The sequence below is a fragment of the bacterium genome, assembly GCA_039961635.1.
Classification (GTDB): Bacteria; 4484-113; 4484-113; order JAGGVC01; family JAGGVC01; genus JABRWB01.
Genome location: JABRWB010000058.1, coordinates 17319 through 43737, shown reverse-complemented (window position 1 = coordinate 43737; position 26419 = coordinate 17319). Strand labels below are relative to the sequence as shown.

At 58.1% G+C, this 26419-nt stretch carries 17 protein-coding genes; 6 read left to right on the top strand and 11 right to left on the bottom strand.

Annotated elements, in window-relative coordinates:
- Positions 1-65: 65 nt before the first annotated feature.
- Positions 66-1682, bottom strand: a complete 1617-nt coding sequence (locus HRF49_09245) for an aspartyl protease family protein (GenBank protein ID MEP0814831.1) — start codon at positions 1680-1682, stop codon at positions 66-68.
- 109 nt (positions 1683-1791) lie between these two features.
- Between HRF49_09245 and HRF49_09240 the strand changes: the two genes are divergently transcribed.
- The 3 genes from HRF49_09240 (at position 1792) to HRF49_09230 (ending at position 9455) form a co-directional block, all read left to right on the top strand.
- A complete protein-coding gene (locus HRF49_09240) occupies positions 1792-2379 on the top strand; it encodes a hypothetical protein (protein MEP0814830.1) in 588 nt (195 codons plus the stop codon).
- Complete coding sequence (locus HRF49_09235; protein ID MEP0814829.1) at positions 2379-5720, top strand: M6 family metalloprotease domain-containing protein; 3342 nt, start codon at positions 2379-2381, stop codon at positions 5718-5720. The genes HRF49_09240 and HRF49_09235 overlap by 1 nt, the downstream gene beginning before the upstream one ends.
- 87 nt (positions 5721-5807) lie before the next feature.
- Positions 5808-9455, top strand: a complete 3648-nt coding sequence (locus tag HRF49_09230) for a PKD domain-containing protein (GenBank protein MEP0814828.1) — start codon at positions 5808-5810, stop codon at positions 9453-9455.
- Between the two features lie 67 nt (positions 9456-9522).
- Here HRF49_09230 and HRF49_09225 read toward each other — a convergent pair whose 3' ends face one another.
- From HRF49_09225 to HRF49_09205, 5 genes are all read right to left on the bottom strand, one after another.
- Entirely contained in the window at positions 9523-10017 is a 495-nt protein-coding gene (locus HRF49_09225) for a hypothetical protein (protein MEP0814827.1), read from the bottom strand.
- Positions 10018-10135: 118 nt separating this feature from the next.
- Entirely contained in the window at positions 10136-11608 is a 1473-nt protein-coding gene (locus tag HRF49_09220; protein ID MEP0814826.1) for a hypothetical protein, read from the bottom strand.
- Between the two features lie 489 nt (positions 11609-12097).
- Entirely contained in the window at positions 12098-12934 is an 837-nt protein-coding gene (locus HRF49_09215) for a polyhydroxybutyrate depolymerase (protein ID MEP0814825.1), read from the bottom strand.
- A gap of 50 nt (positions 12935-12984) precedes the next feature.
- Positions 12985-13665 (bottom strand): thiamine phosphate synthase, encoded by a 681-nt coding sequence (gene thiE / locus HRF49_09210; protein ID MEP0814824.1) that lies wholly within the window; start codon positions 13663-13665, stop codon positions 12985-12987.
- Entirely contained in the window at positions 13641-14297 is a 657-nt protein-coding gene (locus HRF49_09205; GenBank protein MEP0814823.1) for a dephospho-CoA kinase, read from the bottom strand. Before HRF49_09205 ends, thiE begins: the two co-directional genes overlap by 25 nt.
- A 227-nt stretch (positions 14298-14524) precedes the next feature.
- Here HRF49_09205 and HRF49_09200 point away from each other — a divergent pair, with 227 nt between their 5' ends.
- A complete protein-coding gene (locus HRF49_09200) occupies positions 14525-16333 on the top strand; it encodes a hypothetical protein (protein ID MEP0814822.1) in 1809 nt (602 codons plus the stop codon).
- Positions 16334-16403: 70 nt separating this feature from the next.
- On the opposite strand, the gene HRF49_09195 is transcribed toward HRF49_09200, so the two are convergent.
- From HRF49_09195 to HRF49_09185, 3 genes are read right to left on the bottom strand one after another with little or no spacing between them, the layout of a single operon-like run.
- Complete coding sequence (locus HRF49_09195) at positions 16404-17216, bottom strand: hypothetical protein (protein MEP0814821.1); 813 nt, start codon at positions 17214-17216, stop codon at positions 16404-16406.
- Between the two features lie 5 nt (positions 17217-17221).
- Positions 17222-17830, bottom strand: coding sequence for a septum formation protein Maf (gene maf / locus HRF49_09190; protein MEP0814820.1), 609 nt, complete (start codon positions 17828-17830; stop codon positions 17222-17224).
- 39 nt (positions 17831-17869) lie between these two features.
- Entirely contained in the window at positions 17870-18940 is a 1071-nt protein-coding gene (locus HRF49_09185; GenBank protein MEP0814819.1) for a TerC family protein, read from the bottom strand.
- 132 nt (positions 18941-19072) lie between these two features.
- Here HRF49_09185 and HRF49_09180 point away from each other — a divergent pair, with 132 nt between their 5' ends.
- A complete protein-coding gene (locus HRF49_09180) occupies positions 19073-19900 on the top strand; it encodes an acyltransferase (protein ID MEP0814818.1) in 828 nt (275 codons plus the stop codon).
- 102 nt (positions 19901-20002) lie between these two features.
- Positions 20003-20254 (top strand): hypothetical protein, encoded by a 252-nt coding sequence (locus tag HRF49_09175; GenBank protein ID MEP0814817.1) that lies wholly within the window; start codon positions 20003-20005, stop codon positions 20252-20254.
- 13 nt (positions 20255-20267) lie between these two features.
- Here the strand turns inward: HRF49_09175 and HRF49_09170 are convergent, their stop codons facing one another.
- Both HRF49_09170 and HRF49_09165 read right to left on the bottom strand, forming a co-directional pair.
- Positions 20268-21002 carry a hypothetical protein gene (locus tag HRF49_09170; protein MEP0814816.1) on the bottom strand — a complete coding sequence of 245 codons (735 nt, stop codon included), beginning with the start codon at positions 21000-21002 and terminating at the stop codon, positions 20268-20270.
- Between the two features lie 71 nt (positions 21003-21073).
- Complete coding sequence (locus HRF49_09165) at positions 21074-26410, bottom strand: hypothetical protein (GenBank protein MEP0814815.1); 5337 nt, start codon at positions 26408-26410, stop codon at positions 21074-21076.
- Positions 26411-26419 lie beyond the last annotated feature (9 nt).

Genomic DNA, 26419 nt, shown 5'->3' with positions numbered 1-26419 from the left:
GCCGCAGCGGCGCAGGCGGCCGCAGCGGCTTGTGTTGATGTTAGCAGACTGCAGCCGCTTTCGCGCTAGTTGGCCGCGCTTTCGATCACTCTGATCACCCCGTTTGCATAGTCGAATTCGAGCACGAGCTCGGACAGCAACTCGATACCGATCAGTCCGTCCGCGCTTCCGCCGACAAGGCTGGAAACCGGGCCGGAAATCACCGGAGCGTTTTCTATTTTCCAGCTCCTTCCGAACAATTGGACATCAAGCTCCTTGACCGAACCTTCCAGGCGGGTTACTCCTCCTATTCCCGAAACGAAGCCGCGGCCGCGCGCGGGCGAAACGTCAAGTCCCATCCGCTCTGCGCCGCTGGACAAAATTCCCACCTTGCCCCTGAAACCCGTATCCACCAAAAGCGTGATTTTACTTTTATCCGGGCCGTATTCGCCCTCAACCAGCACGAGCTCTCCCAGCCTGATTATGCTTTCGTCCGATGAATTGACCGGCTTTTTGCCGCCCTCCGAATCGCCCGGCTCATTCGTTGTGACGGCCATTTCTCCCCTTGCGAAGTCGAGCCGGATTTCGGCTTTGCTCAATAGATCCGCACCGAAAATCCCGGCCAGTTCAACTCCCATTTCCTTCGATACAGTGCCAAGATCCATAACGATGAAAAATGAATCATCCGGCATTCTAAACCCGCCGCCCGCGCCGACCGATACAGATTCGCCTCCACGGACTATCCGCGAATCAGCCGTACCGCCCACGCCGATTGCCGTAAATGGCCGATCCTCCTTGAACCGCGCGCTTGCCGCGGCGCGCGCGTCCAAAACCGTGTGAGCCGCGCCCGTATCGAACAAGAACAATCCGCGTGCATATCCCAAAGCACCATCTATTACAACCATCCCGGTGTCCTCGCGCTGCAAAGGCAGCACCACGGTTTTTTCATCGGATAATGCGATCAGACTGGATGCAGTCCCCGCCGGCGGGACGAACAAGTCCGGGGCTATTTCTACGTTGACCTCCGCCTCAACCAGCTTCAGGTTCAGCGGAATGGGAATGCCCTCGACCTCCATTTCAACTCTATTCGGAACTTGCACCCCTTCGATCCATTCGCTGTCGAACAGCTTCATCAGGCCGGTTGAAGTTCCGTAAGCGCGGTAACCCGCGAGCTCCCAGGAGCCATCCGCGACGAACAGATCCCGCTTGTATCCCTGTGGAGACACAAGCGAAATCTCCCACACCTTCGCCCCCCCCCAGTTTCTTGCCTGCGGCTCGCCGACTTGAAGCTCGGAGTCGTTCAAATATTCGAAACCATCAAAGTAAAGAGATGAAAAAACGTCTTCTTCTTCGGCGCTCGAAAGCTCTCTCGCGGGCGAGTCTCCCATCTGAATCCAGCCCTTGTTCCCGTCGTAACCCATCGCGACTTTAACGATGCCCATATCCGAATCCATCCGGAACAGATTGTCGCCGGCCAGCCAAGTCAAAAGCCTGATCTCCATCGGCCCGAACGAGCCTTCGTAAACGGTGTAAAAGCTCTCGGGAGAACCGCTTTCTGCCATCCGCGCCAGCTCATGGTTCCTGAATTCCGTCCAGGGATCCGGACGCACCGCGCTGCATGAAGCGGCTGCAGCGAATACCGCGGCGGCGGCGATGCAAATCCGCGGCATCAAAATGCGCGCCAATTTGACAAGTTTGGACATGAAACCTCCTTTTACGCCTGGGCTGCAGAATGCGGAATTAGTTGCAAATCCGTTCAGAAGAGCTTCCGGCTCAGGTAGTATATTACCGGCATCATCCCCGAGGTGTAATGTGAAACTTATCCGTTTTTATGTTTTCCGGTGGACGGCCGGAATCATCCTTTTGATTGTGGCCGCCGCAACGTCGTTTTTTGCATGTTCCAAGGGCGCACGCACATCCGCCCCAAACGAGACCGGTGCGCCCCCTGCCCAGCCGAATTCGACGGCTCCGCCTCCCCAAAGCGTGCTGGACGAAGCGTCGCGCGGCACAGGCGCGCCGAAACTTTGGCTCACGCGGGAAAGGGAAGGAGACAGACTTTCAATCACGCTTTCGGCCACCTCCGTTTCCGACCTTTACCAAATAGGCGGCACCCTCGCATACGACAGCTCGGCGCTGAAGTTTCTGGCAATGACGCCGGACGGCAACTGGGGGGCGCCGGAAGACAGAATAGAGTTCGCAACCGAAACATCGCTTGGCTTGGACTTCGCCCTGTCGAAAAAGTACATCGGCCCAGGGCTGTCAGGCGCGGTCAGGCTTGCCGAATTCAAATTTGAAGTCCTGGATCCTGCCGGTGACATCTCAATCGGCTGGTTCGAGCCGCCGATCGTCCGCGATCGGAAAAAGCGGGATCTCGAAATAATCGCCGGGGGTGAAATTTGATGATTTCATTCTGCCCCCGTCTAAAATGCTGCTTTGCACTTGTGCTGTCGATCGCCCTAATCGGCTCCGCGACCCAGCCGGCCTCGGCGACGGTGCGCCCTCCCGAAGAGTGGTTCGCCGAAAGCGCGGCGAACGCCGAGCTTTGGAAAAAGGTTTATCCGACGCTTAACAAGCTCGAATTCGGCGATAGAAGCGAGTTCCTGGTTCCCGACGACGAAATCTACAACGCTGTTTCGTCGGGTTACGGCGCGGACAAAATGGACGAAGTGCGCGCGCCGCGAGCGGATACAAGGCAGTTCTGGCAGTACGACCGCAACGCGGACGGCCGCCTGGACTACAAGGACTTGCTGGAACTCGGTTACTCCGCGCCGGAAGGCAAGAAACCTTCCGCGGCTTTGTCATTCGGAACAGCGAAGTGGATCGTGCTTCGCACGGACTTTCCCGATTCGACCGCGAACTATCCTACATACGACGTTGACTACTTTTACGACAGGTTTTTCGCGGACGGAACCGCGTCGCTTCCTTCTTGCAACGATTATTACCAGGAAGTGAGCTTCGGCAAATTCGAAATATCGGGGACGACCGACGACAACGGCCCCAACTCCGGCTGGTACCAGACCTCCAAAAACCGCGCCTACTACAAAGACTGGAGCCGCACCGGAGAACTCATCAACGAAACGATCCAGGCGGCGGATCCGTTCGTGGATTTCAGCGAATTCGACGTTGACGGCGACAGCTATGTGGACACTTTCATCATCTTTTACAACGAGGCCGAGTTCGTGCCCGGTCTCTGGCCGCATCGTTCGAGCGGGCTTAACATCCACGTTGACGGCGTGATTATCGACGCGTACTTTCTCACAGGATATTCGTCCGGAAACGACTCATGGACAATGACGATTTCCTGCCACGAATACGGCCACATACTTGGTCTTCCGGACCTGTACGACATCGACTACAGCTCGAACGGACTTGGAGCCTGGGATCTTATGGCCTATCAATACGACAATGCTCAAAAGGTCCCGTCACCGGGCGCTTGGGGGCGCGCGATGCTCGGCTGGGTGACGCCCACAGTAATAGACGACGATTACACGGGCTATTCCCTTCCGGACATTCACGTTGCGGGCGATGTGCTTAAGGTTTGGACCAATGGCAAGGAAGGCAAGGAATACTTCCTTGTCGAAAACAGGCTGAAGACGGGAACCGACTCAACGCGTCCCGGAGAAGGAGTTTTGATCTGGCATATCGACGACAGTGTGGGCGGAGGCAATACCGACAACAGCAACGAACTTCACAAGCATGTCGATTTGGAAAGCGCTCGCGGCCAGGACGAGAACGGCAAGGATCCGTTGGACCGGAAAAACGATTTGGGCAGCTCGCAGGATCCCTATTTCTCCGGAAACGGCGCGGCGGGTTACACCAACGCGTTCTCCGCGTCCTCCAATCCGACGTCGAGAGACTACCAGCTCAACGACACTTCCGTCGTGATCGAAAACTTCAGCGCGATCGGCAATCCGGCGACGTTCGATATCCGCGTCCTCACGCCGACGCGTCCCGTTGTTTCGATTACCTCGCCCGGCCCGGGCGACACGGTATCGAACGGCGTCACATTCAGCGCGACGGCGACGCCCTCGTCCGGCAGAACTATCGCCGGCGTGCGATTTTTCGCGAACGGCCGGCTTGTCGGAGAGGATTTGACATCGCCGTACTCGATCAACTGGGTTTCTCAAAACACTTACAACGGCTCGATCGAAATAAGGGCCGTCGCCACGGACAGCGAGGGCGAAATCGGAGCGGACAAGCGCAACGTAACGGTGAGCAATTCCGGATTCTCGATACCGTACTCCGACGCTATCACCGATGCCGCGAAGTGGGCGATATCGAATCCGACCGGCGACGCTTACTGGCGTTATTACAACGGAGACGCCGCATCTCCCACCCACTGCATGGGCATCGGTCCCGGATACGACTTTAACGAAAACGATTTCCTTTGCTCCGTCCGTTTGTCGCTTGCCGGTGCGACCCATCCGATTCTGCGGTTCAAGCACAAGTACATAATCACCCAAGGCGAGAACTTCGGCTCGGTGTTTATAACCAACGACGACGGAGCAACGATGAAGGCGCTCGCCAGCTACAACGGCTCCAAAGCATCCACGTGGAACAGCGTTTACGTGGACCTGGTGGACTATGTGGGAGACGAGGTTTACCTTCTTTTCCACTTGAACAGCAATTCGCTGGCTGACGGCCCGGGCAACGGCGGCTGGTGGATCGACGACTTCTCGGTGAAGGAGCTTTCTTCGCCGCCTTCGATCACCGGCATTTCGCCCTCGCCGGGCAGCACGCTTTCGGGAACGCGGGTAATTCAAGTGACCGCGTCCGACGACGAGGGGTTGGACAGGGCGGAGTATTATTTGGGCGATTACTTGGTGTTCACCGACGCTTCCGTTCCGTTCAACTTCGACTGGAACACGCGCTGGATGTTCAACGGAAGCAACTCGATAAATGTCAAAGTATTCGATTCCGACGGCCAGATGGTGGAAGACACGCCTTCCTACACGATATCCAACACCGTCACCGCAGAGCCGCTGTTCGACGATTTCGAATCAGGCATCGCGAATTGGTATGTGAAAAACGAAGGAGGGCTCGGATTCTGGCACACGGTCGGCAACCGGGCTTACACGGGCAGCAATTCGCTGTTTTGCGGAATAAACACCAGCGGGTACGGGAACGGCGAAGCCGACTTCGCTTTCTCGCCGTCGGTAAGCCTTGCGGGGCTCGTCAATCCCAGGCTGATGTTCGCAAGCTGGGTGCGCACCGAGCCTTCCTACGACTTCGCATACGTTTATCTTTACACCGATCAAAACACCTCGACGCTTCTTGCGACTTACGACGGACTTGCATCGGACTGGACTCTTCGCAACCTCGACCTGTCCGCTTTCACCGGCGATACGGAGGTGAAAGTAGGCCTCAGGCTCTCCTCGGACGGCGGACTCACGTATCAAGGTTGGTGGGTGGACTACTTCGGCGTTCTCGAGGCGCCGGCAGTGACCTCCTGCGTTCCATCGAACGGCAGGCCGGTAATCGGCCAGAATTTCACGCTCAACGGCCGCGGCTTCGGCGCGCTCTCCGAGGGCAATTTCGTATCGGTTCCCACGACTTCCGGAACGACGACGATTCCCAGCGCGAATTGCGTGAGTTGGACTCCGACCGCGATCACATTCACGGTCCCGGCCAACGCCGCTCCGGGAAACATCACCGTTTTCAGGCATTCGCTGCAGACATCGTGGAGCAGCTTCACGCCGCTTCTGCCCGCGCCCGATATCACGGACATCTCGCAGTACTGAATCCGGATTATGAAAGTGGTATAATCAAAACGCCCCCCAAAGGGGCGTGACTCCCGCGGGGGCGATTTTGGCCTAAGGAGGGCCGAAATGAAGGGAGCGGTTCTTGCCATAGTCGCGCTTATCGCCGCGGCTGCGCTTGCGTGCGAACGCAGCAGTTCATCGATTGTTTCCCCGGATGCAGCAACCACCCCGGTTTTGTCTCCGCACGTCGATCAATCCGCAGGCTCGGCCTGGCCCGAGTCGCTGCCTTCGGACTTCGTCCAGCCCTGGGAGAAAACCGACGAACGCGGATTCGTGATTCCGGAAGATCTGTCCGGCGACGAAAGGGCCGCTTCCGCCATTTGCCCGGATTGCGAGTTCGTCCCCGGCGTCGAGTGGTACCAGTCGTCGGGTTACGTTTCCGAATCTGGCGAGGCGGCCTCGATATCCAGCGGCCAGCCGGGAGAGCGGCTGGTCAGCTATGCGATTTACCGGATACCGTTCGGCGGGGAAGAGCCCGGTATCGTAACGGCCGACGTGAATCTGAAGCCGATGCCCGGAGGCGCGCAGAGCGAATACTGGATCGGGCTGTCCGACTACGCCAACGGGACGTGGAAATGGCGCGGCCCGTTCACGGATTCGCAGCTGCGATTGGGAGCGGGCGTGGGCGATTACACATCGCCGCTTGGAATCGTATATGTCGCGATCGTCGCGTTCGACGGCGCAGCGTTCGACTGCGTCGGGATTTCGATACATCCGCGCGACTCGTCCGACGAAGAACCGCCGCCCGTCCCCGGCACTCCCACGCTCACGCCGGTTGCCGGAGGAATTTTGGTCGAATGGCCGGAGGTGGCCGCGTCCGATCTCGCCGGATATTACACAATCATATCCAACAGCGATTTCGGGCGGATATTCGAACCGGCAATTTACAATCAGCAAAAGCTGGAAGCGCAGATATACGGACTGCCGCGCATCATCGTGCCGACAACCGCAAAGAAGTACATCGCGGTCGCCTCTATTGACACGTCCTGCAACACCCATTCGTTTTCGGAAGTGAAAAGCGCTGCGCCGCTTTCTGGGGATTGCGCAAGCGCGGTGCTCACCGCGAGCGCGGCCAGCGCGGGGCGAAACGAAACCGTGACGCTCACCGCGACCGGCGGCGACAACTACGACTTCGACCTGGATGGGGACGGCGATTTCGACCAATCCAATTCCACAGGAATAGCCCAAGCCGACACGTCGAACACCGGAATAATCCGCCCGTCCGTGCGCTGCACGAACTCCGGGGGGGGAGTGGCTTTCGCCGCGGTGTCGATTGTGGTGACGTCGAATTCGAGGCCGGTTGCACTGGGCATCGGCAGCCCGACCTCGGGGGTTGCGCCGCTCGACGTGCAGTTCGAGGGTTGGGCGGAAGACGACGACGGTACCATTGAAGAATACGCTTGGGATTTCGAGGGCGACGGCAATTTCGACTGGACCAGCCCTGCGGATCCGAATGTCCAGCATACATATACGAATCCCGGAATCTTCAATGCGAAATTCCGCGTCACCGACGACCAGGGGGCATGGGATGTGGATACTGCAACGATACAGGTGCTCCCGCCTGACGGTCCCGCAAACAGTCCACCTATCGCGGACTTGATTGCGGATACCACCGTAGGAATGGCGCCGCTTGAAGTCAGTTTCAACGCAACAGGGTCGAGCGATGCCGATGGCAGCATAGTGGAATACGCTTGGGACTGGGACGGAAACGGCCAGTATGACGCTATTACCGATGGTGGTATCGCGAGATACACATTCAATTCGGCCGGCAGCCCGCAAGTCAAAGTTCGGGTTGAGGACGATGACGGCGCGCGCGCGACCGACACAATTACAATCACCGTTAACGTAGAAGGCAACGAACCGCCGGAAGTCACGCTTTCTGCGATTCCTGAAAGCGGCGACGCTCCCCTTCCAACAATTCTGGACGCCTCCCTTTCGTGGGATGCAGATGGAGAAATTGTCAGGTATGAATGGGACTTCGACAACGACGGAACGTACGAAGCCTATGGCGAGGCGAATTTCGCCCTGCACACTTACATCGAACCCGGGCTATACGTTGCTCGTGTGCGCGTGACAGACGACGATGGCGCGCAAACGAGCGACACCGTATCGATCGATGTCGGAGTGGAGGGCAACGAAGCTCCCATTGCAGAAATTGCCGCGAATCCGACGAGCGGGAACTGCCCGCTGACGGTCGACTTCAGTGCGAGCGCCTCGACCGACTCCGACGGCTACATCGTGCGTTTCGATTGGGACTTCGACGGGGACGGCAATTATGAAGTCTACGACGGAGGCGCGGTGCTGAGTTATACCTATGGTTACTACGGAGAGTTCGACGCCTGGGTGCGGGTAACCGACGACGATGGCGAGCAGGATAGCGCGGGGCACGGGATTTCGGTAAATGCGGCTCCAACCGCCGCTCTGCAGCTCATTCCGAACGAAGTCGAAACGGGCGAATCGGTCAGGCTGAGCGGAACCTGCAGCTCGGATCCCGACGGAAACTTATCCAAGTACGAGTGGGACAGCGACGGCAACGGAAGCTTCGAAACCGATACGGGCACGACAAACTACTTGGATAAAACGTACAGCACGGCCGGCTATTACACGATCAAGCTTAGGGTAACGGATGACGACGGCGCGATGGCAGTGGATGACAAGTCCCTAATCGTCCGCGGATGGGGATCTCCGCAGACTCTGGACAGTGCGGGGGTTACAGGGTCATACACCTCTTTGTCAATTGTCAATCAAAATCCCGCGATTTGCTACTTCGATGATACAAACGACGATTTGCGATACATCCGTTCTAGCGACACATCGGGTTCGTCCTGGGGTATGCCCGTAACCGTGGACAGTGCGGGACACGTCGGGACGGATTGCTCGCTGACGGTAATAGGAGGCAATCCCGCCATCAGCTACTTCGACGCGATAAACGACGAGTTGCGCTTTGTCCGCGCAAACGACTCCGATGGCAATTCATGGGGAGCTAGCGTTATAGTCGATTCCGTTGGCACAGTGGGAACCTACACTTCGCTTTGCGACATTGCCGGTTATCCCGCAATCAGTTACTACGACTATGGCAACGGAGATTTGAAATATGTCCGTGCGACCAACGCAAACGGCACATCATGGAGCGCTTCCATAACAGTCGACAGCACCGGAATAACGGGGCAGTACACATCACTCTCCATCGTCAACCTGAATCCCGCGATTAGCTACTACGATTCCTCGAACGGCGACCTGAGGTTTGTCCGCGCCAGCGACGGGACTGGATCAATTTGGGGAACGCCGGTTACGGTTGACAGCGTGGGAAATGTCGGACGCTACACCTCGTTGAAAGTTGTCAATTCCAGACCGGCGATCAGCTACTACGATTTTACGTATGGCGATCTTCGCTACGTACGCTCCTTGGATCTTAGTGGGGCAACCTGGGATATGCCCGTTATTCCGGACAGCACCGACATTTCAGGGGAGTATACCTCTCTTGCTGTGCTGGCCGGGAGACCGGCGATCAGCTATTTCAGCACCACGAACGACGATTTGAAGTTCGTATGGGCGATTGACGCCAACGGAGACGCTTGGGGGCTTCCTCAAATCCTGGATAGCACGGGCAGCACCGGCTATTACACCAGTTTGACAACTGCGGGCGGAAATCCAGCCATCAGCTACTTTGACAGCGGCAGCGGCGACCTTCGCTTTATAAGGATGGTGCCGTAGCCCGCACAGCGCTATTTCGATGAGTCTGGTTTTTGCCGTCGGAATGTTTCGGTGCTTGCTCTTCGTTCTACGCTTTCTTCGCCGCGCTCCAGTTGAAGCTGATGCGCACGCCGTGCAGTCCAAGCCGGTCTGTGCCCGCAATCAGCGCAAGGTCTATCACCCCGTGTCCGGTCAGCGTGTTGTCCGACAGCGATCCGGTCACCCAGCCGTCCACCGAATATGTTCCCCCGCTCGCTCCGAAGGAATAGTCGGCTTCAAATGTGAACGTATTGCCGTTAATCGTCCCATGCCCCTTCGGCGCGCCTTCTACGGTGGGCGCGGTAATCGTGAAGTTTTCCCCGTCCTGTTCGATTACAAGGTCGAACGTTTTGGTCTCGCCGGGATAGGAATTGCCGGAAGGATCGTCCGTCGTGGTCTCGGTAAGCGTCCACGTTCCGGCGATATTGGGCGTCCGGTCGGGCTGGCCGCCGAGCCCCAGAAATCCGCTGCCGCCGCCGCAGCCCGCCAAAAGAAGCGCCGCGGCTCCCGCCGCAAGCGCGAAGATCGAACCCGGATTGCGCATTTGAACCTCCTCGATGACACTTAGTTATACCCGCTTTCAATCGCGCATCGCGCCAAGGAGGCCATCCGGAATAATTGCAATCGAATTTACAGGGCGGCTCAACGACCGTGAGCAGCAGCTACTTGTTTTTGTGCCAGTGCCACATTAGCGTTGATCCGTCAAGGATGAACCAGGCGGTTGCGCCGACGCCCATCGCCGTACCGAACCCCTTGGCCGCGCCCGCGGGCTTGTACTCGTTTTGCATCACCCATTCGGGCGTCTTCCCGTCCGAAAGAAACGTCACGACCGTGCCGGAATTGTCGGTCATCAGTGCCGGAAGCCCCAAACCCCTCATTGCAGCGAATGGAGGTGCGGTTTTGGCGGCGGGAGCCAGCTCGAATGGCTTTATCTTGGCCGTCTCCAGAAATGACAATCCCCAGTATCCAGCCTTGTACACGCCTTCCTTTTGCGTGGGGGTAATCCAGTAGGCGAATGGCCTTCCGTCTACGGCGAGTGCAGACGCAAGAAACACCGGGGGATTGGCCATCTTGGCCGCCGTCGTCATCCTTACGTCCTTGTCGAATTTCGTGACGAAAACGAGTTTGACCCGCGGCTCCGGTTTCGGCGCGGGAATAATATCCGTATGCTCCGCAGATTCAGCCGGCCCGGCAGGCTCCGCGGTTTCCGCAGGCACTCCGGCCTCCCCTGCATCTGCGGGCTCGGAACCGGTTTCGGCAGTACCACCGCCCGCGGATTCCGTCTCCCCGCCTGGAGTCGTCCCTTCGTCCCCCGCGGCTTCCTCTTCGGGAGCAATTTCTTCTTCAGGAGAGGTATCCTCCGCCGTCGCCGCTTCTTCTTCCGCGGGTTCCGGCAAAGCCCCGGATTCCGGCGGCGCGGCAACTTCCGGAGCGACCTCGGCCACGAGCGCGCCCAGCTTGCCCTTGGGCGAGCGGCACGCGCTCCAAACAGGGGCCAGAGTCGATCCTTCGAGCGGAGCGTAAATCCTGTCCACTGTCACGTCCGCACCTTCGAACCGGACTTCCCAGATCCCGTTCTCGCGCCAGACCAGCCCCGCGAAGCCTTCCCCTTTCGTCCACACGTACGCGCTCTGGTAAAGCGAGCTGAATCCCTCGCGCGTCTCCTGCCTCGAATAGAACGGGCAAAGCTCCGCCCACGAACCCGGCTCCTCGAACATTCCTGCGATAACTTTGGATGGATAGGAATCCGCTGTAATGCCGTCCTGCGCGAACCGTAATTTGTAAAAGACGGGCCAGGCGTCCTGCTCGGCTGGAATGCCCATTATCAGGGCGTCCGGAGTGCCGTCTTTGTCGAAGCCGGCCGTCACCAGAAGCGGCTGCTCGGTGTGGCCTAGGAGCGTGAGCTGTTCCGAAACCGAGTAGGTTTCGAGCGGCCCGTAGTTCCGGGAGACGATGATTTTCACGTCCGTGCCCAGCTCGCAGCCGACGACGACACCGGCGTCGCCGCCGTCCGCGGTGAACGCGTAGACGCCGTCTGCAAGCTTGGAATACCCGGACGAAACCGTCTGGGCGGACGCGGGAAGGGTCAGGGCTAGGAGTCCCGACGCAAGCGCAAGCAGTATTGCCGGTCTCATGATGCGCGCGATTGTAGCACAATCCTGACCGCAAGCCCGTACAAAACCGCGGATCGGCCGCCGCCCCGCCGGGCGATGTTGACAAGCTGTCGATACCGACAGATATTTCTGTTTTCCTTCATGGAATCTGGTAAACAAGCGGTCGAATTGCATAGCTGCTTGGTTTTCCAGTTTTTGCGTTGCTGTGTATTCGAGTCGTTGAGTTTTGAAGTTGTTGAGTCGATCAGGAAGCGCGGACTTCAGTCCGCGAACTCTGCTGGAGCGGGCCGCGCAAATCCCGCGAAAACGGCGCGTTAGGGGGTCTGAAAACCACGCGCGATCGCGGGGAGCGCGCGCAATGCCATGCCGCGCGATAGTCCGCGATAATCGGTGCGATCCGCGTCGCGTACGCGCTGCCGCTAAATCACAAGCTGACGGGGGTGAACGCTTCCGATTTCGAACTGGGCGCCGGCAAACCGGTGCAATCCCATAAAGGACGAAAACGGGCTGTCACCATCTTTTGGGGTGCGAGTCGAAAAACCGCAATATTTCTTCGCTCGCGTCGAGGGATTGCGTCGGCTCGTCGCTGTCCCTGCTTCCGCGCCTGCCTCCCGGCCACGCGTGCAGGCCGCCGCGCACCGTCCAAAGCACGACCTCCGTCCCCGACTTGCCGCCGACGTAGGTTTCCTTAAGCACTTCGCGCACCGGCGCGCCGCCGGGCGAGTCCACAAGCGGGCCGTATTCCTCTGCTAACGGCGCCGGGTTGCAGCCGTTGCGCTTCACCCAGTAGCGGACCGCCTGCGACACGGGCAGGTGGTCTATTTCGCGCGGCGCGGCCGGCCCCGGCCCCCCATCGTACGGCACGAGCGCGTCCGCGGTGCCGTGGAATATAGCGACGCTGACGGGATAAAGCGGCTCGGCGTCGAAAAACTCGATCGAGCCCGCGACGCAGGCGATCCCGGCGAAAACGTCCGACAGCTCGATACCCAGCCGGTGCGCCATCATCCCGCCGTTGCTCATTCCGCAGGCGTAAACGCGCGCGCGGTCTATTTCGAATTCCGCGGCAAGGCGATTGACGAGTTCCCCGATGAATCCCGTGTCGTCGGTACCCTCGCGATGCGGGCGGCCGCAGCAGCGCCCGGCGTTCCAGCTGTAGCGGTGCAACTGGTCGCCAGTGCCCTCCGGATAAGCGGCGATGAACCGGTGCCGGTCGGCCACGGCATTCATTCCCGTCACGCGGACGGCATTGTGCGCGGTGGCGCGCCCGCCGTGAAGCACAAGCACCAGCGGCGCGGGTTTCGAGTCAGAGAATCCGGCGGGGAGATGTACCAGGCATCGGCGCTGCAAGCCGGAATGTTCGAACGAAATCGCGATGTCCTTGCCTTCCGCTTCCAGCGTCAGTCCCTTTCCCCGCGGCCGCGCCGGGCGGCCATGAGCGCATCAAGCTTTGCGCGGATTTCCCCGGGCGATAGATTCCACATCGAAATCGCGGCGAATCCTTTTGCGCCGGATTCCATCACGGCCTCCCAATTGTCCCAGCCGATTCCGCCGATTCCGACGACCGGTATCGAGACCGCGGCGCAGACGGCCTTTAATCCATCCAAGCCGATATACTCGGTGTCGATTTTGGTATCGGTGGGAAAGCATGCGCCGCATCCGATGTAATCCGCGTCGGCGGCTTCAAGATCGCGGGCGCGCTCAGGCGCGCGCGCGCTTGCGCCTATTATTAGATCGCGGCGCTCCCAAGCCTCCGCGCTCGACCTCGCCTCGGCGATTCCGGAGTCGGCCGGGCCGAGATGCACTCCGTCGCAACCGGTGACCAGCGCGACGTCAGCGTGGTCGTTGATTATGGAAAGCGCTCCTGCCTCCCTGCACATCGCGCCGAACAGCGCGGCGCGCGCGAGCAAATCGTCGCGCGATGCGTCCTTGAGCCGGAGCTGTACGACCTTCACGCCGCCGGAAAGAACCGCGTCCAGCCATTCCACCTGGCTCCTCCCGTCCAGCGTGGACGAGTCCAGTATCGGGTAGGCGGGACACGAAGCGAGCGCCTCGGCTATTCGGAACCTTCCCGCGCCCATGGCGGCGTCATCACCCCCCGCTGTGCGACGAAGCGCTCCACCTGTCGAAACAAGTCCGTCGTCTTTAAATCTACATCGGGATCGTACTGGCGATGATTGTCAATGGTGTATTCGGCAAGCTCCAGACAACGGCCGATCTGCCAGTAGCCTTTGACCCCCTCCTCGCCGAGCTGCTCGTAGAAATGCTTTTCTATGCGCCCGCGGCTGGCCATGTCCGAGCGCCGCCGCATAATCGCCATGCGCATGAAAACCTGCTCGAAGCCGCATTCAACTCCGACCAGGATGAAGGAAGGGAGCTTGTTCAGCTCCGCCACTTCATGAGGATTGGCGATGCCTTCGATTGTCCAGAACGCGCCGCCTTTTTCCACAATCCAGCTGCGCGCGTAAACAGCGAGAATGCCGCAGCCGTGCTTTGCAAACAGCCGCTCTCCGACGAATTTCATGTTCTCGCGAGTTACGCGAAGCGACATAGCTTCGACCTCGCGCTTTAACGCCTCGTTTATGGAAGTGTGCTGGAAACCGAAATCCCGGAACATTCCGGCGACCGTGCTTTTGCCGCTGGCGGCGACGCCGGTCAGCCCGACCACAAGCTTGGGCAGCTTTTTCCTGGCTGGCGCTCCTTTGGTTTCCATCGCGGCTCTCCGGCGTAACGGCGGCGGCCTTTGCGCATCAACCGCCCGTAAAAGATTATCGCGCAAGTCCATTCGTTCGGCAATCGGATGTCCAGACCGAAGCACCCGCCGCGCTATTTAACGGCTCCGCAATCACATACTTACGCCGTGTGTAGGGGAAGCCGCTTTGTGGTATCATGAAACCGGTATTCCGGGCGGTTTTGCACGCCCAGTTTTGAGGTGCGCAAGTGAAAGGGACTTATTCGATCTTCCTCGTTGCAGCGACTGCGCTGGTTTTGGGCGTGATTCCCGCCTGCACCGGCGGCAGCATGACCCACGAGCCGGAGGAGTACCAGTTCGTCAACAACGACTGGCCGAGCACCGGCGACACCGAGCGAATCCAGAAGAACTCGGCGTTCGTACTGGTTCCTTTGGACGACCATTCAGCCGTCCGTCCCGATTGGGCGAGGAATTTCGAAGTGGTTCCCCTGGATGGAAAAGACGGGACGACGAGAGTCCAGATTTTCGCCAAGGATTTCGTGGACGTGGATTACGTGCTGTTCCAACTCAACTACGACTCCGGCACCTACAAGCCCAACAGGGTGGAGTTCACGGACTTCATGGGGACGGCGGGCGAAGTTGTATCACTTGCGATAACCGGCTACTGGAAGCATGTAGCCGTCGGAATCGCCCGCACCTACTACGACCGCAAGCCGGGTGTGAACGGCAGCGGGCTGATTTGCACCGTCGTATTCGACAACGTCCCGTTCGGCCCGCACAGGTACGTGGCGAAAGATGCCCAGAACCCGGACAATTACGCGCCGACCGGTGCAGTCAATCAGGTTCTGCTGAACGTAAATACGCTCGGTCCGGTTCCAGAATTCGACTGGTTTGAAAGGAACGTCGGAGACGGCGACAACAACGGCGAGGTTAGCGTTTCCGACATCACGCCGATTGCACTCAACTATTTGGATACGCTTCCAAACGGATCCAAGCCCTGGCTTCCGATTGTGGATTACGACAAGAATCTTGAAGTGAGCGTGTCGGACATCACTCCGATTGCTTTGTATTACCTGACGAACATCAAAGGCTACCAGGTGCAGACCAGTCCCAACGGAACGACCAACTGGACGCCGGTTGCCGCGGGCGTTACCGTCACTCGTTCGAGCGTTAATTCGAATCCGGGAACGACAAACGGATTTCTGCATTACACATGGCAGCCCGCGGCCGCGCCCGAAAACACGACGTTCTACCGCGTCGTGCCAGTCGGTTTCGACCCGGCAACAAATTCGGACGACTTCGGGCAACCGAGCAACGGAGTCCAGGTTGACGCGACGATATCGCTGCAGTCGATCAGGATAGAGCTTCCGGCCGATCCGAACGCGATTCCGCTTATCATCACCGAGGCGTCGCGTGTCGATCCGGCGACGGCCGAGCCGTTCGCCCGGCCGCAGGTGCAGTTGACCGCATGGGGCACGCCCATCACCGGCGGCGCGGAAGTGGATGTGACGAACCAAGTTTTGTGGGACATCGAGCTGCACCAAGGCACCGCAACCGTCGGCAACGATGCCGGTACGAAAGGACTGGTAACCGGACTCGACCGCGGATTCGCAAGGGTACGTGCGATGGCTGCGGACGACTTCGACGTTCGCGCCACAATAGAAATACCGGTAATGTCCTGCACCGAGATCACGATGACAACCTCCACAGGTTCAACCGGACCGGTCACGACACCATTGGGAACTCCCGTGAGTTTTACCGCAGTCGCGACATTCGACGACAGCTGGGATCCCGACCCCGGCACGGACGGCGACCAGACGCCGCCCATCGGCGGAGTGGATATAACCGAATACGTCGGCTGGATGGAAGTCCACGAGACCGCCAATCCGTCCGCGCAGTTTGCGTTCGGCGCTGGCGGGCAGCTTTTGACGGACGATTCCAACCTCACCGCGGGCGATTGGGCGCGGGTTTTCTGTCAGTATCCCGCAGTGCAGAATCCCGCGATATTCTTCGGCTATGTCGCGACCAGCAACCCCGTCGAAGTGAGCCTGGAATAACGGGAGCATAACGTTTTTCTGCAAAGCGGCGCGAGCGGACGGTTAATTCGTCCGATATCCACTTCGCATTTCAGATCCGCCACGGCCAGTCGTCAACCAGCAGCTTGCAGTACGCGGCCGAATATGCAAGCGAATGCACGGTTATCGCCAAGCGATACATTAGCGCGGGAATCAAAACGTACGCGCAGCAGCAGCTGTTGCAGCATGAAAACCACGCTATCGCCTGGGAAAGGTACAGGTACCACTGTCGAAGAACCAAGGAACCTAGGCGGCTGACGGGCAGCCCGGCGTTTGTGAGCGATTTGGGAAGTTCGGGCCAGCGCGACGCAAGGTATCCCGGAATGCCCCCAAGCAGGTAATCGGGACGCATCTGGGAAGACATCCACCAGATCCGGTCGAAAAGCGAGCGGTTTATCCGCTCGTCCGAAACCGGCGCGCCCGCGACCGCCTCCATGAACCGGCTGCGCGTGAAGTCGTCGTCCAGTATCGGAACGAAAATCAGGTAATTAAGGTCGAGCCGCTCAATGAGGCCGAGAGCGACGGGAGCAAGGAACCGCGGCGCGGTAATGAGCATTATCCCCGCAGGAAGACAGAAAACGAGCCAAAACAGAAACACCGCAACAACCCAAAATGAAAGCGACAGCGGAAACATCGCGGCCAAAAACAGCATGGGCATCATGTAAACCAACGAATCGATGGGATTCTCGCCGCGGCGAACGAAAGCGAACAGAATCGCCAATATAACCGGGCCGGGAAGAATGAAAACGACGAATGCGAAAATCGTAAGCACCAAATGGCGCGCCCGCCAGCTGGCGACGAACCTCCGCAGGAACGGGCGCACAGGTGATTCGCGATGCCCCTTCGTTTCGCTTCTTTCCAGCATGATTTCTACAATAAGTTGATTCCGACCTGCAACAGCATCCGGTCAAGCAACCCCACCGGAAGCCCCACCACATTCCAATAGCAGCCGCTTATCCGCCTGACAAGCAGCGAGCCGATCCCCTGGATCGCATAGCCGCCCGCCTTGTCGTACGGCGCGTCAATTTCCACGTACTTTCTTATGCGTGATTCCGAAAGGGAATTGAACGTGACCGCGGTTTTTTCCGTCGCGGTTATTTCCAACCCCTCCGCGATATTGACCAGTGCAAGCGACGTGTATACGAAATGCGTGCGTCCCGAAAGCATCCTAAGCATTTCAAAAGCCGCGTCCGCGTCGGACGGCTTTCCCAGCACCACGCTGTCGATCGCGACTATCGTATCCGCTCCAAGCACAAGCCGCGCCGGATTGAGATTGGCGACCGAATAGGCCTTGAGAGAGGCGAGGCGCTCGACGCGCTCGACAAGCTTTTCCTCGCTTTGGATTTCAGTCCGGGCGACGAGGCCGCCGCCCAGAAGAAGGCTTTCATCCAGCCCCTCCGGTACGGCGATTTCGAACTCCAATCCCAGCGATTCCAGAATCGCCTTTCGACGAGGGGAGGTGCTTGCAAGTATCAGCACGCCTTTCGACACGGCGCGGAGTTTATCACAGCGTGAGGGTTATACCGAGCCGTGGCCGTGGCCTTCAGTCGGCTTCGCGGGAATGTAAATAGACGCCAGAACGCTTGCGGCGATAAGCGCCGCGACGACGCCGAGCGATACTCCAATCGGGATGAATCCTTCGCCTACGATACCGTTCATAACCATTTTGACGCCGACGAAAATCAACACCGCGGACAGGCCGTAATGCAGGTACCGGAACATATTCATCACTCCCGCAAGCGCGAAGTAAAGCGAGCGCAGTCCGAGAATCGCGAAAACGTTCGAAGTGAACACGATGAACGCGTTTTTGGTGATCGCGAGAATCGCGGGAATGGAATCCAGGGCGAAAACCAGGTCGGTGAACTCGACAAGCACAAGCACGATGAAAAGCGGCGTGGAGTAGACTCCGCCGGCGATGCGGACGAAAAAGGCCTGGCCGCGGAAGCCGTCCGTCAACGGGACGATCCTGCGGATAATTTTCAGCAGCGGGTTCCTTTCCGGCTCGAACTTCTTGCCCTTGGAGGAAATCATTTTGATTCCGGAAAACACAAGAAACGCGCCGAAAACGTAAACGATCCAGTGAAACGCCGTAATCAGCGCCACGCCCGCAGCGATCATGCCGGCGCGCATCGTCAGCGCGCCGATAATCCCCCAAAAAAGCACGCGGTGCTGATACGCCGGCGGCACATGAAAGTAATTGAATATAAGGATGAATACGAAAATGTTGTCGACTGAAAGCGAGTACTCGATAACGTAACCGGTGAGAAACTCCAGCGCCTGGGTTGGACCGTGAAGCACCCAGACAAGGATATTGAAGGCGAACGCCAGCGATATCCAGATTGCGCACCAGGTAAGCGCTTCCTTGAGTTTTACTTCATGCGCGCGCTTGTGCAGCAGTCCGAGATCGATCGCGAGCATAGCGAGGATGAACGCGACAAAGGCGATCCATGCCCAAACCGGCCAAACCGGTCCCTCTGACGCGGGCGCGTGCCCGGCATCGCGCGCCGCCGCGGCAAAAAGAAAGGCCCCCTGGGGCCAAAGAAAAATACTCGCCAAGCAGTGCTCCCTGATGGAAAATGAAGCCAACATTCTATACCATGCCGAAGTGTTTGAAAACAGTGAAATCGCGACCGGGCGCGACACGCCGAGAATCCGACTATGCAGAAATTCGGTGAATACCTGCGGCTGTCCAAACGAATGATTCGGTGATACAATCACTTCGTGACCGAGGAAAGAAAACTTGAAGGCATATTTGCGAAAGAGATCATTATTTCTCCAAGCGCTGTTGTGGACGAGGACGTGAAAATCCGCGGACTTGACGGAAATCCCGCCGAAAGGGTGGTCATCGGCGATCACACCCATGTGCGAAAGGGTTTTCGCGCGGCGCTGAAATCCATCGAAATCGGGGACTGGTGCACCATCAACGGCCCATGCACGGTGTACGGATACGAGACGGTTTCAATCGGGCATTGCTGCTGGATCGGCCAGGACGTCGTGCTCAATTGCAATGCGCCGTTGAACATCGGGCGCGGCTGCATTTTGTCCTCCAAGTGCAACATCTGGACGCATTTCACCGGAGGGGACACCGTGGAAGGATGCAGATATCATTCAACCAAGCCGGCCACTCTGGGCGACGACGTATGGTTGGGCGTGGGCGTGACCGTCGCGCCGGTGAACATCGGCGCAAAGTCGCTGGTGCTGTCGAACGCGGCTGTTACGCATGACATTCCTCCGAACCGCGTGTACGGAGGAGTACCGGCGCGCGATTTGACGGAGAAAATGGGAGCGCCGTTCGAGGAGATTTCGGCGGCCGAGAAACTGGAGCGGCTGCGGCGGAAATTCGAGGAATTCAAGATCGAAATGGCGGCCCAAGGCCGCGCGCTGGACTTTTCCAAAATCAGGCTGACTGACGGCGCGCCTTGCGAAATCGCCGGAGTTTCGACTTTTTCAACGCTCACCCGCACTTATTCGAAAATAGGAACGGAGGAGGAAACGGCGTTCATGCGGTTCCTGATTCCGCAGATAAAGTTCTATCCCGCCGGGAAATAGGCGAACCGGCGCGGCCTTTCGGATTTTTGGATACTTGTGGTCAAATGGCTGAAAATATGCTAAACTGACGGCTCTTAAATGTTTTAACACAAGGGGTGACCTATGCCTGCCAAAAAACTTACGGAAGACATGCACCGCATTCCCGCGGCGTTCACGCGAGACATGATGGCGTGGCTGGACGCATGCGCCCGCGAAGCGAAATTCACCCAAGGCTCCGCGTTGCGCGCGACTCAAATTCTGCGCGCATTGGTCAAACTCGGCATGTGGCTCAATCCGGACGTCAAGGGCGTGCGCGACGAGTACGAATTTGAAGAAAGGTTGAGAGCCGCCGTCCTGAAAAAGAAGGGCAAGTAAACCGTCAGGCGGTCTAAATAGTTCCGGTTCCCACGATCTTGCCGTCCCCGATCGTGATTTCATCTATAAACGGATTCAGTTCGCGGTTGAGCGTCATCTCGTAGGCCGCGATTTCCTCGCGCTTGCCGGCCATCAGCTTGTCCACGTCGAGAAGCGGGTTCACTTCCTTCTCGACCATACCCTTTATTCCGGAAGGAATGCCCAGGCCGCTTACGTCCATATGCGTCAGGTCGAGCATCACGCGCTTGCCTGAAACAGCGCGCAGCCTTCCCCGCGCCTTGAACGGCACCGAAATGTACTTGTTCAGCCGGTAGCTGCCGGTGAATTCGAGCTGGTTGCCGACCGTCCTGAAATACGGCGACTCGATTAACGGAGCCTTTTCGCGAACCGCCGCGGTCAACTGGTTGACTCCGATCACGAGCTCCCATGAAGCGGGGCCGATTTCCTTGATCTTCGCGTCCTTGCCGAGAATCGCGTCTTTCGTGTTCATTTTCAGGCCGTCTATGGAGATTTTCGTCGTCTCGATCACGATCGGATCCACGTCGAAATCCTCCAGTATGAACACGATGCCCTTGATTTTGCCCTTGGCGACGAACGTCGCGGGATCGGCCGAGATTTGGACATTGACGCCCTTCACCTTGTCGCCCAGCGCCTGCTCTACGGCCTTGGCGACTTCTTTTTCGACCAGCCCGCCGCCGCCGAGCGCTTTGACGAGGGCCACCAGAATGATTAAAACAAGATTCGTCACGGGACTATTGTAACCGAAATCGCATGGGCGGAGGGATTGCGACTTCGTTCGGCCGGCGCGCGCGGCTCGGACTAAAACTTCCTGCGCAGCACGACATTCAACTCGTTTCCGTAAAAGCCGCTGTCGGTGTTATCGTAAAGCGCTTCCACGTAAGCGCTCAACAGCCGCCTTTTGAGGAATGTGTACTTCAAGCCGAATTGCTCCTTTTCGTTTTCGCCGTCGCTGGTGAAGTAGGTCGCGCTGTACAGCAGCGAAAGTCTGTCCGATATTTCCTTTTCGATGTCCACATAAAGCTCCTGCCGCTCGCCGATCCGCAGCGAGAACTGCTCCACGTCCAGCTTTTCCTCGAGCAACCTGCTCACCCTTGCGCTTACAAGATTGTAAAGCTCGTCGCGGATTTCGGGAGACAGCCCCTGCACAGAACCTTCCGGCGGAAGCACTCCGAGCATCCGGCGCTTTATCTCGTCGTCCGGAAGCGGCGGATCGCTTGTGAGCCTCACATCTCCGAGCGCGTTCAAAGTAAGCGGATTGTCCATGTTGACGTATATCGTCAGGTCATTGTCAAACAAGTCGAAATCGTCCATTCCTGATCCGCCCGCGCCGCCGGGCAGCACGACCGCGGCTTTTCCCTTAGCGTACGCGTACTGAACTCCGAATTCGTCCACGTTTTTGGGATCGAACCTTATTTCGAACGGAGGCTCGACGATCCGGAACGTGTGGCGGTGCAGAATCAAACTTCCCTTATAGCTTTCCAGCACGCCTTCAAGCTCAAGGTTCGGCCAATCTCCCTTTATTTTCAACGGCGAGACTTTGCCTTCCTTGTCCTTTGCCCCCTGGATTTCCGCGCGCAAATCCACAAGCGGCGGGAAGCGCACCGTCACTCCCTTTTCGATATACACTTCGAACGGCTTAAGCGGCTGCTTGAGGATTTGAGGCGAAATCGTACGTTGCGGCGGAGCGATTGGACCAGCGTTTTCCGCCGTCGTCTGGCCGGACGAACTGGCGCGCTCTCCCAACGTGATTGGAAGCGACACCGGCGTCCTGTCGGGATCGGGCGCTTTGAGAGTGAACACCCCGCCCGTGCCAAGCGTCATCGAGCCGCCCACGTGCACGTTGATGTCGGTGAGACTCTTGGTGAAAGTGGCGTAACCTTCAAGCGGGCCGCGGTAAACGCCAGGCAGAGTGAATTTCTCGAACCTTTTCAGAATCGCGGTCACGTCGAGCTGATACAACCTGAATGGACGCAGCCTGAATGTTCCCCCGCCGCCGATTTCTATGGTGTGCTCTTTCACCTCCGGTTGGCCGGCCGCCGACAGCGGCTTCGGCTTCGCAGGTTTGCCCTTTTTGACGCCGCCCGCGGTCGTCTCGGAAACCTTGAATTCGCCGAATTCAAACGTGTTCGCATCAAGATTGGGATTGTATTTCAGCGATATCGTTCCCGTAACCTCGCCCGCCGAAATCACCGGGCCGGACTTGAGGTCGCGCGCGTACGCCTCCCCTTCGCCACGTACGCCCCAAAACTCCGCGTCGACCGCAGACACACGCACCGCACCTTCTATCAGAGGATTGTTGAGGGATCCGGTAACCTTCAAATCCGCAGTCAGTGTGCCGCCGGAGCTGATGTCAAGGTTGGGCATAAGCGCGGTCAGATACGCAATTTCGAAATCGTCGGATCTCATATGCAGGTCGAAGCGGCCGGGCGATGCCTGTTCGGAAGGACCGGAAATACCCGGAACTTCGATTTCGGAAATCGCCTCGGAAGCTTCGCTCGGAAGCGGAATCGTTCCGTCTATGTGAAGCGATGAACCTTTTTCCTTGATGAAAACAAAGTCCGCAAGCTCTATCCGGTCGCCTCGAACCGTAAAATTGCCGCTGGCCCCGATGAGCGAAATGTCCGCGTATCCCAGCTCGCCCGCGCTTTGCAGAGAACCCTGCATGTACGGCCCGAAATCACCGTACTTGACTATTGTGTTAATTCCAATGCTCCCTCGAAATTCGCCGGGTATGCGTTCCGGAAGAAACGGATTTATCAGCGAAAGGTCAAGAAATGACGCGTCGATTGACAACTGCGATTCGCTGAAGTTGCTTTTGTTGATCGTGCCCTGCGCGACAACAGTGCTCTCGCCGGCCTGAACGCTGAAATTGTCGATTTTGACTTCATCGCCGGCGTAGCTGAGCGTTATAAACGCTTCGTCCAGAGGCTGGCCGAGGATCGACCCGTCCCGCATCGTCAAACCCGTTACCCGGAACTCGGGCGATTTAAGCGTTCCGGATACTTCCAAATCGCCGTTTACGATTCCAAGAAGTTTTGCCTCCGACACTTTCGGCAAAAGGGGGGTCACCACGCCCGCCTGAAAATCGGTCACGGATATGCCGGCATTCAAAGGAAAATCGCCGATCAGGTCAAGATTTCCGGATGCGGAAATTCGGCCGCCTTTGCTGGACAAATTCAGCTTGGAGATTGCGATGCCGGAAAGATCGCCTTCCGCAGTCAGCTCGGCTTCGGAAAACGGCACTCCGTTAATCTCGCCCTCGCTTTGAAAATATGCCAGATGCAGGTCCGGATTTCGAGTCGTACCGGTGAGCGATGCGGAAAGCGAGCCTTTCCCCGAAATTTCCACTTCCGGAAACGCGTTGCGCGTCAGGTCTCCCAGAGAAAAGCTGTCGCCGGCAAGCACGACGTTCATCGTGCCTTTCTCAACCGAACCGTTCAGCGAAAGGGATGTGCCCCCCAAATGAAACATCCCGTCCGAAAGCTTAATCCCGGATGCGTCGGCCTTAAACGGAAAACGGCCGTCGCTGAACGAAATCAAGGATTGCGACTGACGGGGGGACTGATAATCCGCGCTGTCGAGCAACAGCACGCCATTTACTTCCGGATCAGCAATCGCCCCCGACAAGTCAGCTTGGAGAGTCGCGCTTCCGTACATCCCTTCGACATCCAGCAGGTCTTCCAGCTGGATTGCGGTGCTCTCGATTTTCGCCGAAACCGCAGCCTTTTCAATATCCACCGTTCCTTTCGCTGCGAAATCGCTGCTGCCGTAAAGCAAGTACACATTAAACTCGTGGTCGCAGCCAAGACAAGGCCTGTATCCGGCGCGCGCCATGAATCCCCTGTCCTTGTATTTCCCGGTTGCCGTCGCGTAAATCCAGGATTCTCCAGCCGCGCCTTCCGATTTTATTTCAACATCCACCGGCCTAAGCAAAATACCCTCGGCCGTCATCCGTCCTTCAAGCGTTATATTGGGCGGTTGTCCGCCGCGTGCGGCCGGGTCAAGCACCGCCAATCCAACATACTTTACGACCGGAACAGCGCCGTCGGCCGCCGGGACGCTCTTCCCGCCGCGTTCTTTGGGTGCAAGTTCGCCCTCCCTCAACCAAGCGACGGTTTTCATTACGGGAGGGGCCAATATTCCCAACACGCTTTCGACAATTTCCGCCTCTTCTACCTCCGCCTGTCCATCGGAAATACCCGACTCCAGGCCGTCCTGCTTTCTGGGCCACCAGGTTTCCATTCCAATTCTCGACGGGTCAGTGCTTTCGATTACCACTCCCCTTTTGGGCGCATTCGGATCCACCGCAAGGCCGGTCTCGGGAACAATTCCGAACAGATCCGCCGCTGCGGCGGCAGGCGGGCGATGGTGCTCCGCCCATTCCAATCCAATCAGCCTGCTTTCGGATTCAACCTCGACTTGAATCTTGCCGCCGGAAAGGTTGGCCGCCTTTACCCGGGCAGTCGTCTCGATCGTCACGCCGCCCGGCGCGGAATAATCGAATCTCAAAGATGGTATCGCAAGCGAGCGTCCGTCGAATTTGAATTCGGCGCGCACTCCTTCCACCTCGACGTTCGATGCAATCAGGCGGGGCGAAAGCGCGTTACCCGAAACCGACAGCGAACCATCGGCGTACGATACGCGGCCCGACGAGCCGATGAGACCTTCCACATAGCCCTTCTTGGCGCCTGCGAGCCTCTCCAGGCGGCTTATCTGGGTGGGAGGAAAAACGTAGTTAAACTCCGCGGACGGCGCGTTTGTCACGATGCCGCTGCCGGAAACAGCTATTTCGCCTCCGTAAACCGAATAACGTGAAATGGCCGCGCGTTCCGGAGACGCGGTAAAATCGGCTTCGACGCTTCCGATGGCATGGCCTGCGGCGAATACTCCGGTTGCTTTCGCCCCCCCCCGAATCATCGGCGAGGAGAATGTTCCGCCAACCTTGAAATCCCCGGACAAAATTCCCGACGGCGCATTCGCGGCCGGCAGCACGGATAGGTCAAAGTCCCTTATTGCGACTTGGAAATCAAGAGTTTCATTCGCGAAATCGGCGGAGCCGGAAAGCGAGGCGGCAGCCTCGCCGAACCGCGCGCCCGCGTTTTTTATCTCCAGCAGCTTTGCGCCCGTATCATAGGTCACTTTCGAATCCGTCAAAGCGAACGGCGTATCGCGGTAAAACGTTGCGGAGGCCAAGGGCAGATCAACATCTATTTTGGCTCCCCAAGTGCCATCGGACATTCGGGCGTATTCGATTTGCACGCGCTCAATTTCCAGACGGGGATCGAGCTTCGAAATCACCGGAAGCGCCTGCTCCGCGTAAGCGCGGATGAACTCGAAATCCTCCCTGCCCCACGTCAAATTTGCGCTTGCCCTTCCGCTCTCCAAATTCAGGAATGCATCGCCCGAAAAATCGGTTTGGCCATGCCTGCCTTTGAACCTCGCCGTCGCTTCCCTTCCTGCGGCCTTGAATCGCAGCGCGCCGGATATCCGTTCGAGCGTAATCGAATGGGAGAAGCGCTTTGTTTGAGCCTTATCCGCTTCGAGTCCGAGAAGCGCGATAAATTTTTCCGCTTTTGTTATCGAACCGTTCTCGCCTCGCATCCGTGCGAGCTGCTCCGGCGGAATGCCGAAATTGTCATCCGCATCTATGGTGATTCCGTACCAATCTATGGTTGCATTCCAGGCAGGCTCTCTTTTTTCTTCCCTGGGTTTAAGAAGTCTTAAAAGATTGATCGAGCCGTCCGGATTCCGCACCGCCGAAATTCGCGCGTTCTTGATCGTAGCCGTAAAGTTTTTCCCGAGTAGCGGCCAAACGTCGATTTCCACTTCCGGCACTTCTACGACCGGGGAGCCGCCTTCGATGTCGAAAATGCGGATATCCGAAACGCGCGCCGTGCCGGTGAATACGTTGAGCGATATCCGCTCGAATTCGACCGTGCCGTTCAGATTGTCGTTGGCGATTTTAACGAGAAGCTTCGAAATCATCCCGCCCAGGTAGAACCGGAACAAAGCGAAAACCGTAGCGGCGATTATCGCAAGCCAGACCAGCGCGGCCAAAACGAGCCTGCCGCGCCCGGATTTGCGGACGGCATATGTCCCCGGTTCCCCTTGCAGCTTTTTTCCGCCAACGGGCATTGCGCTTCG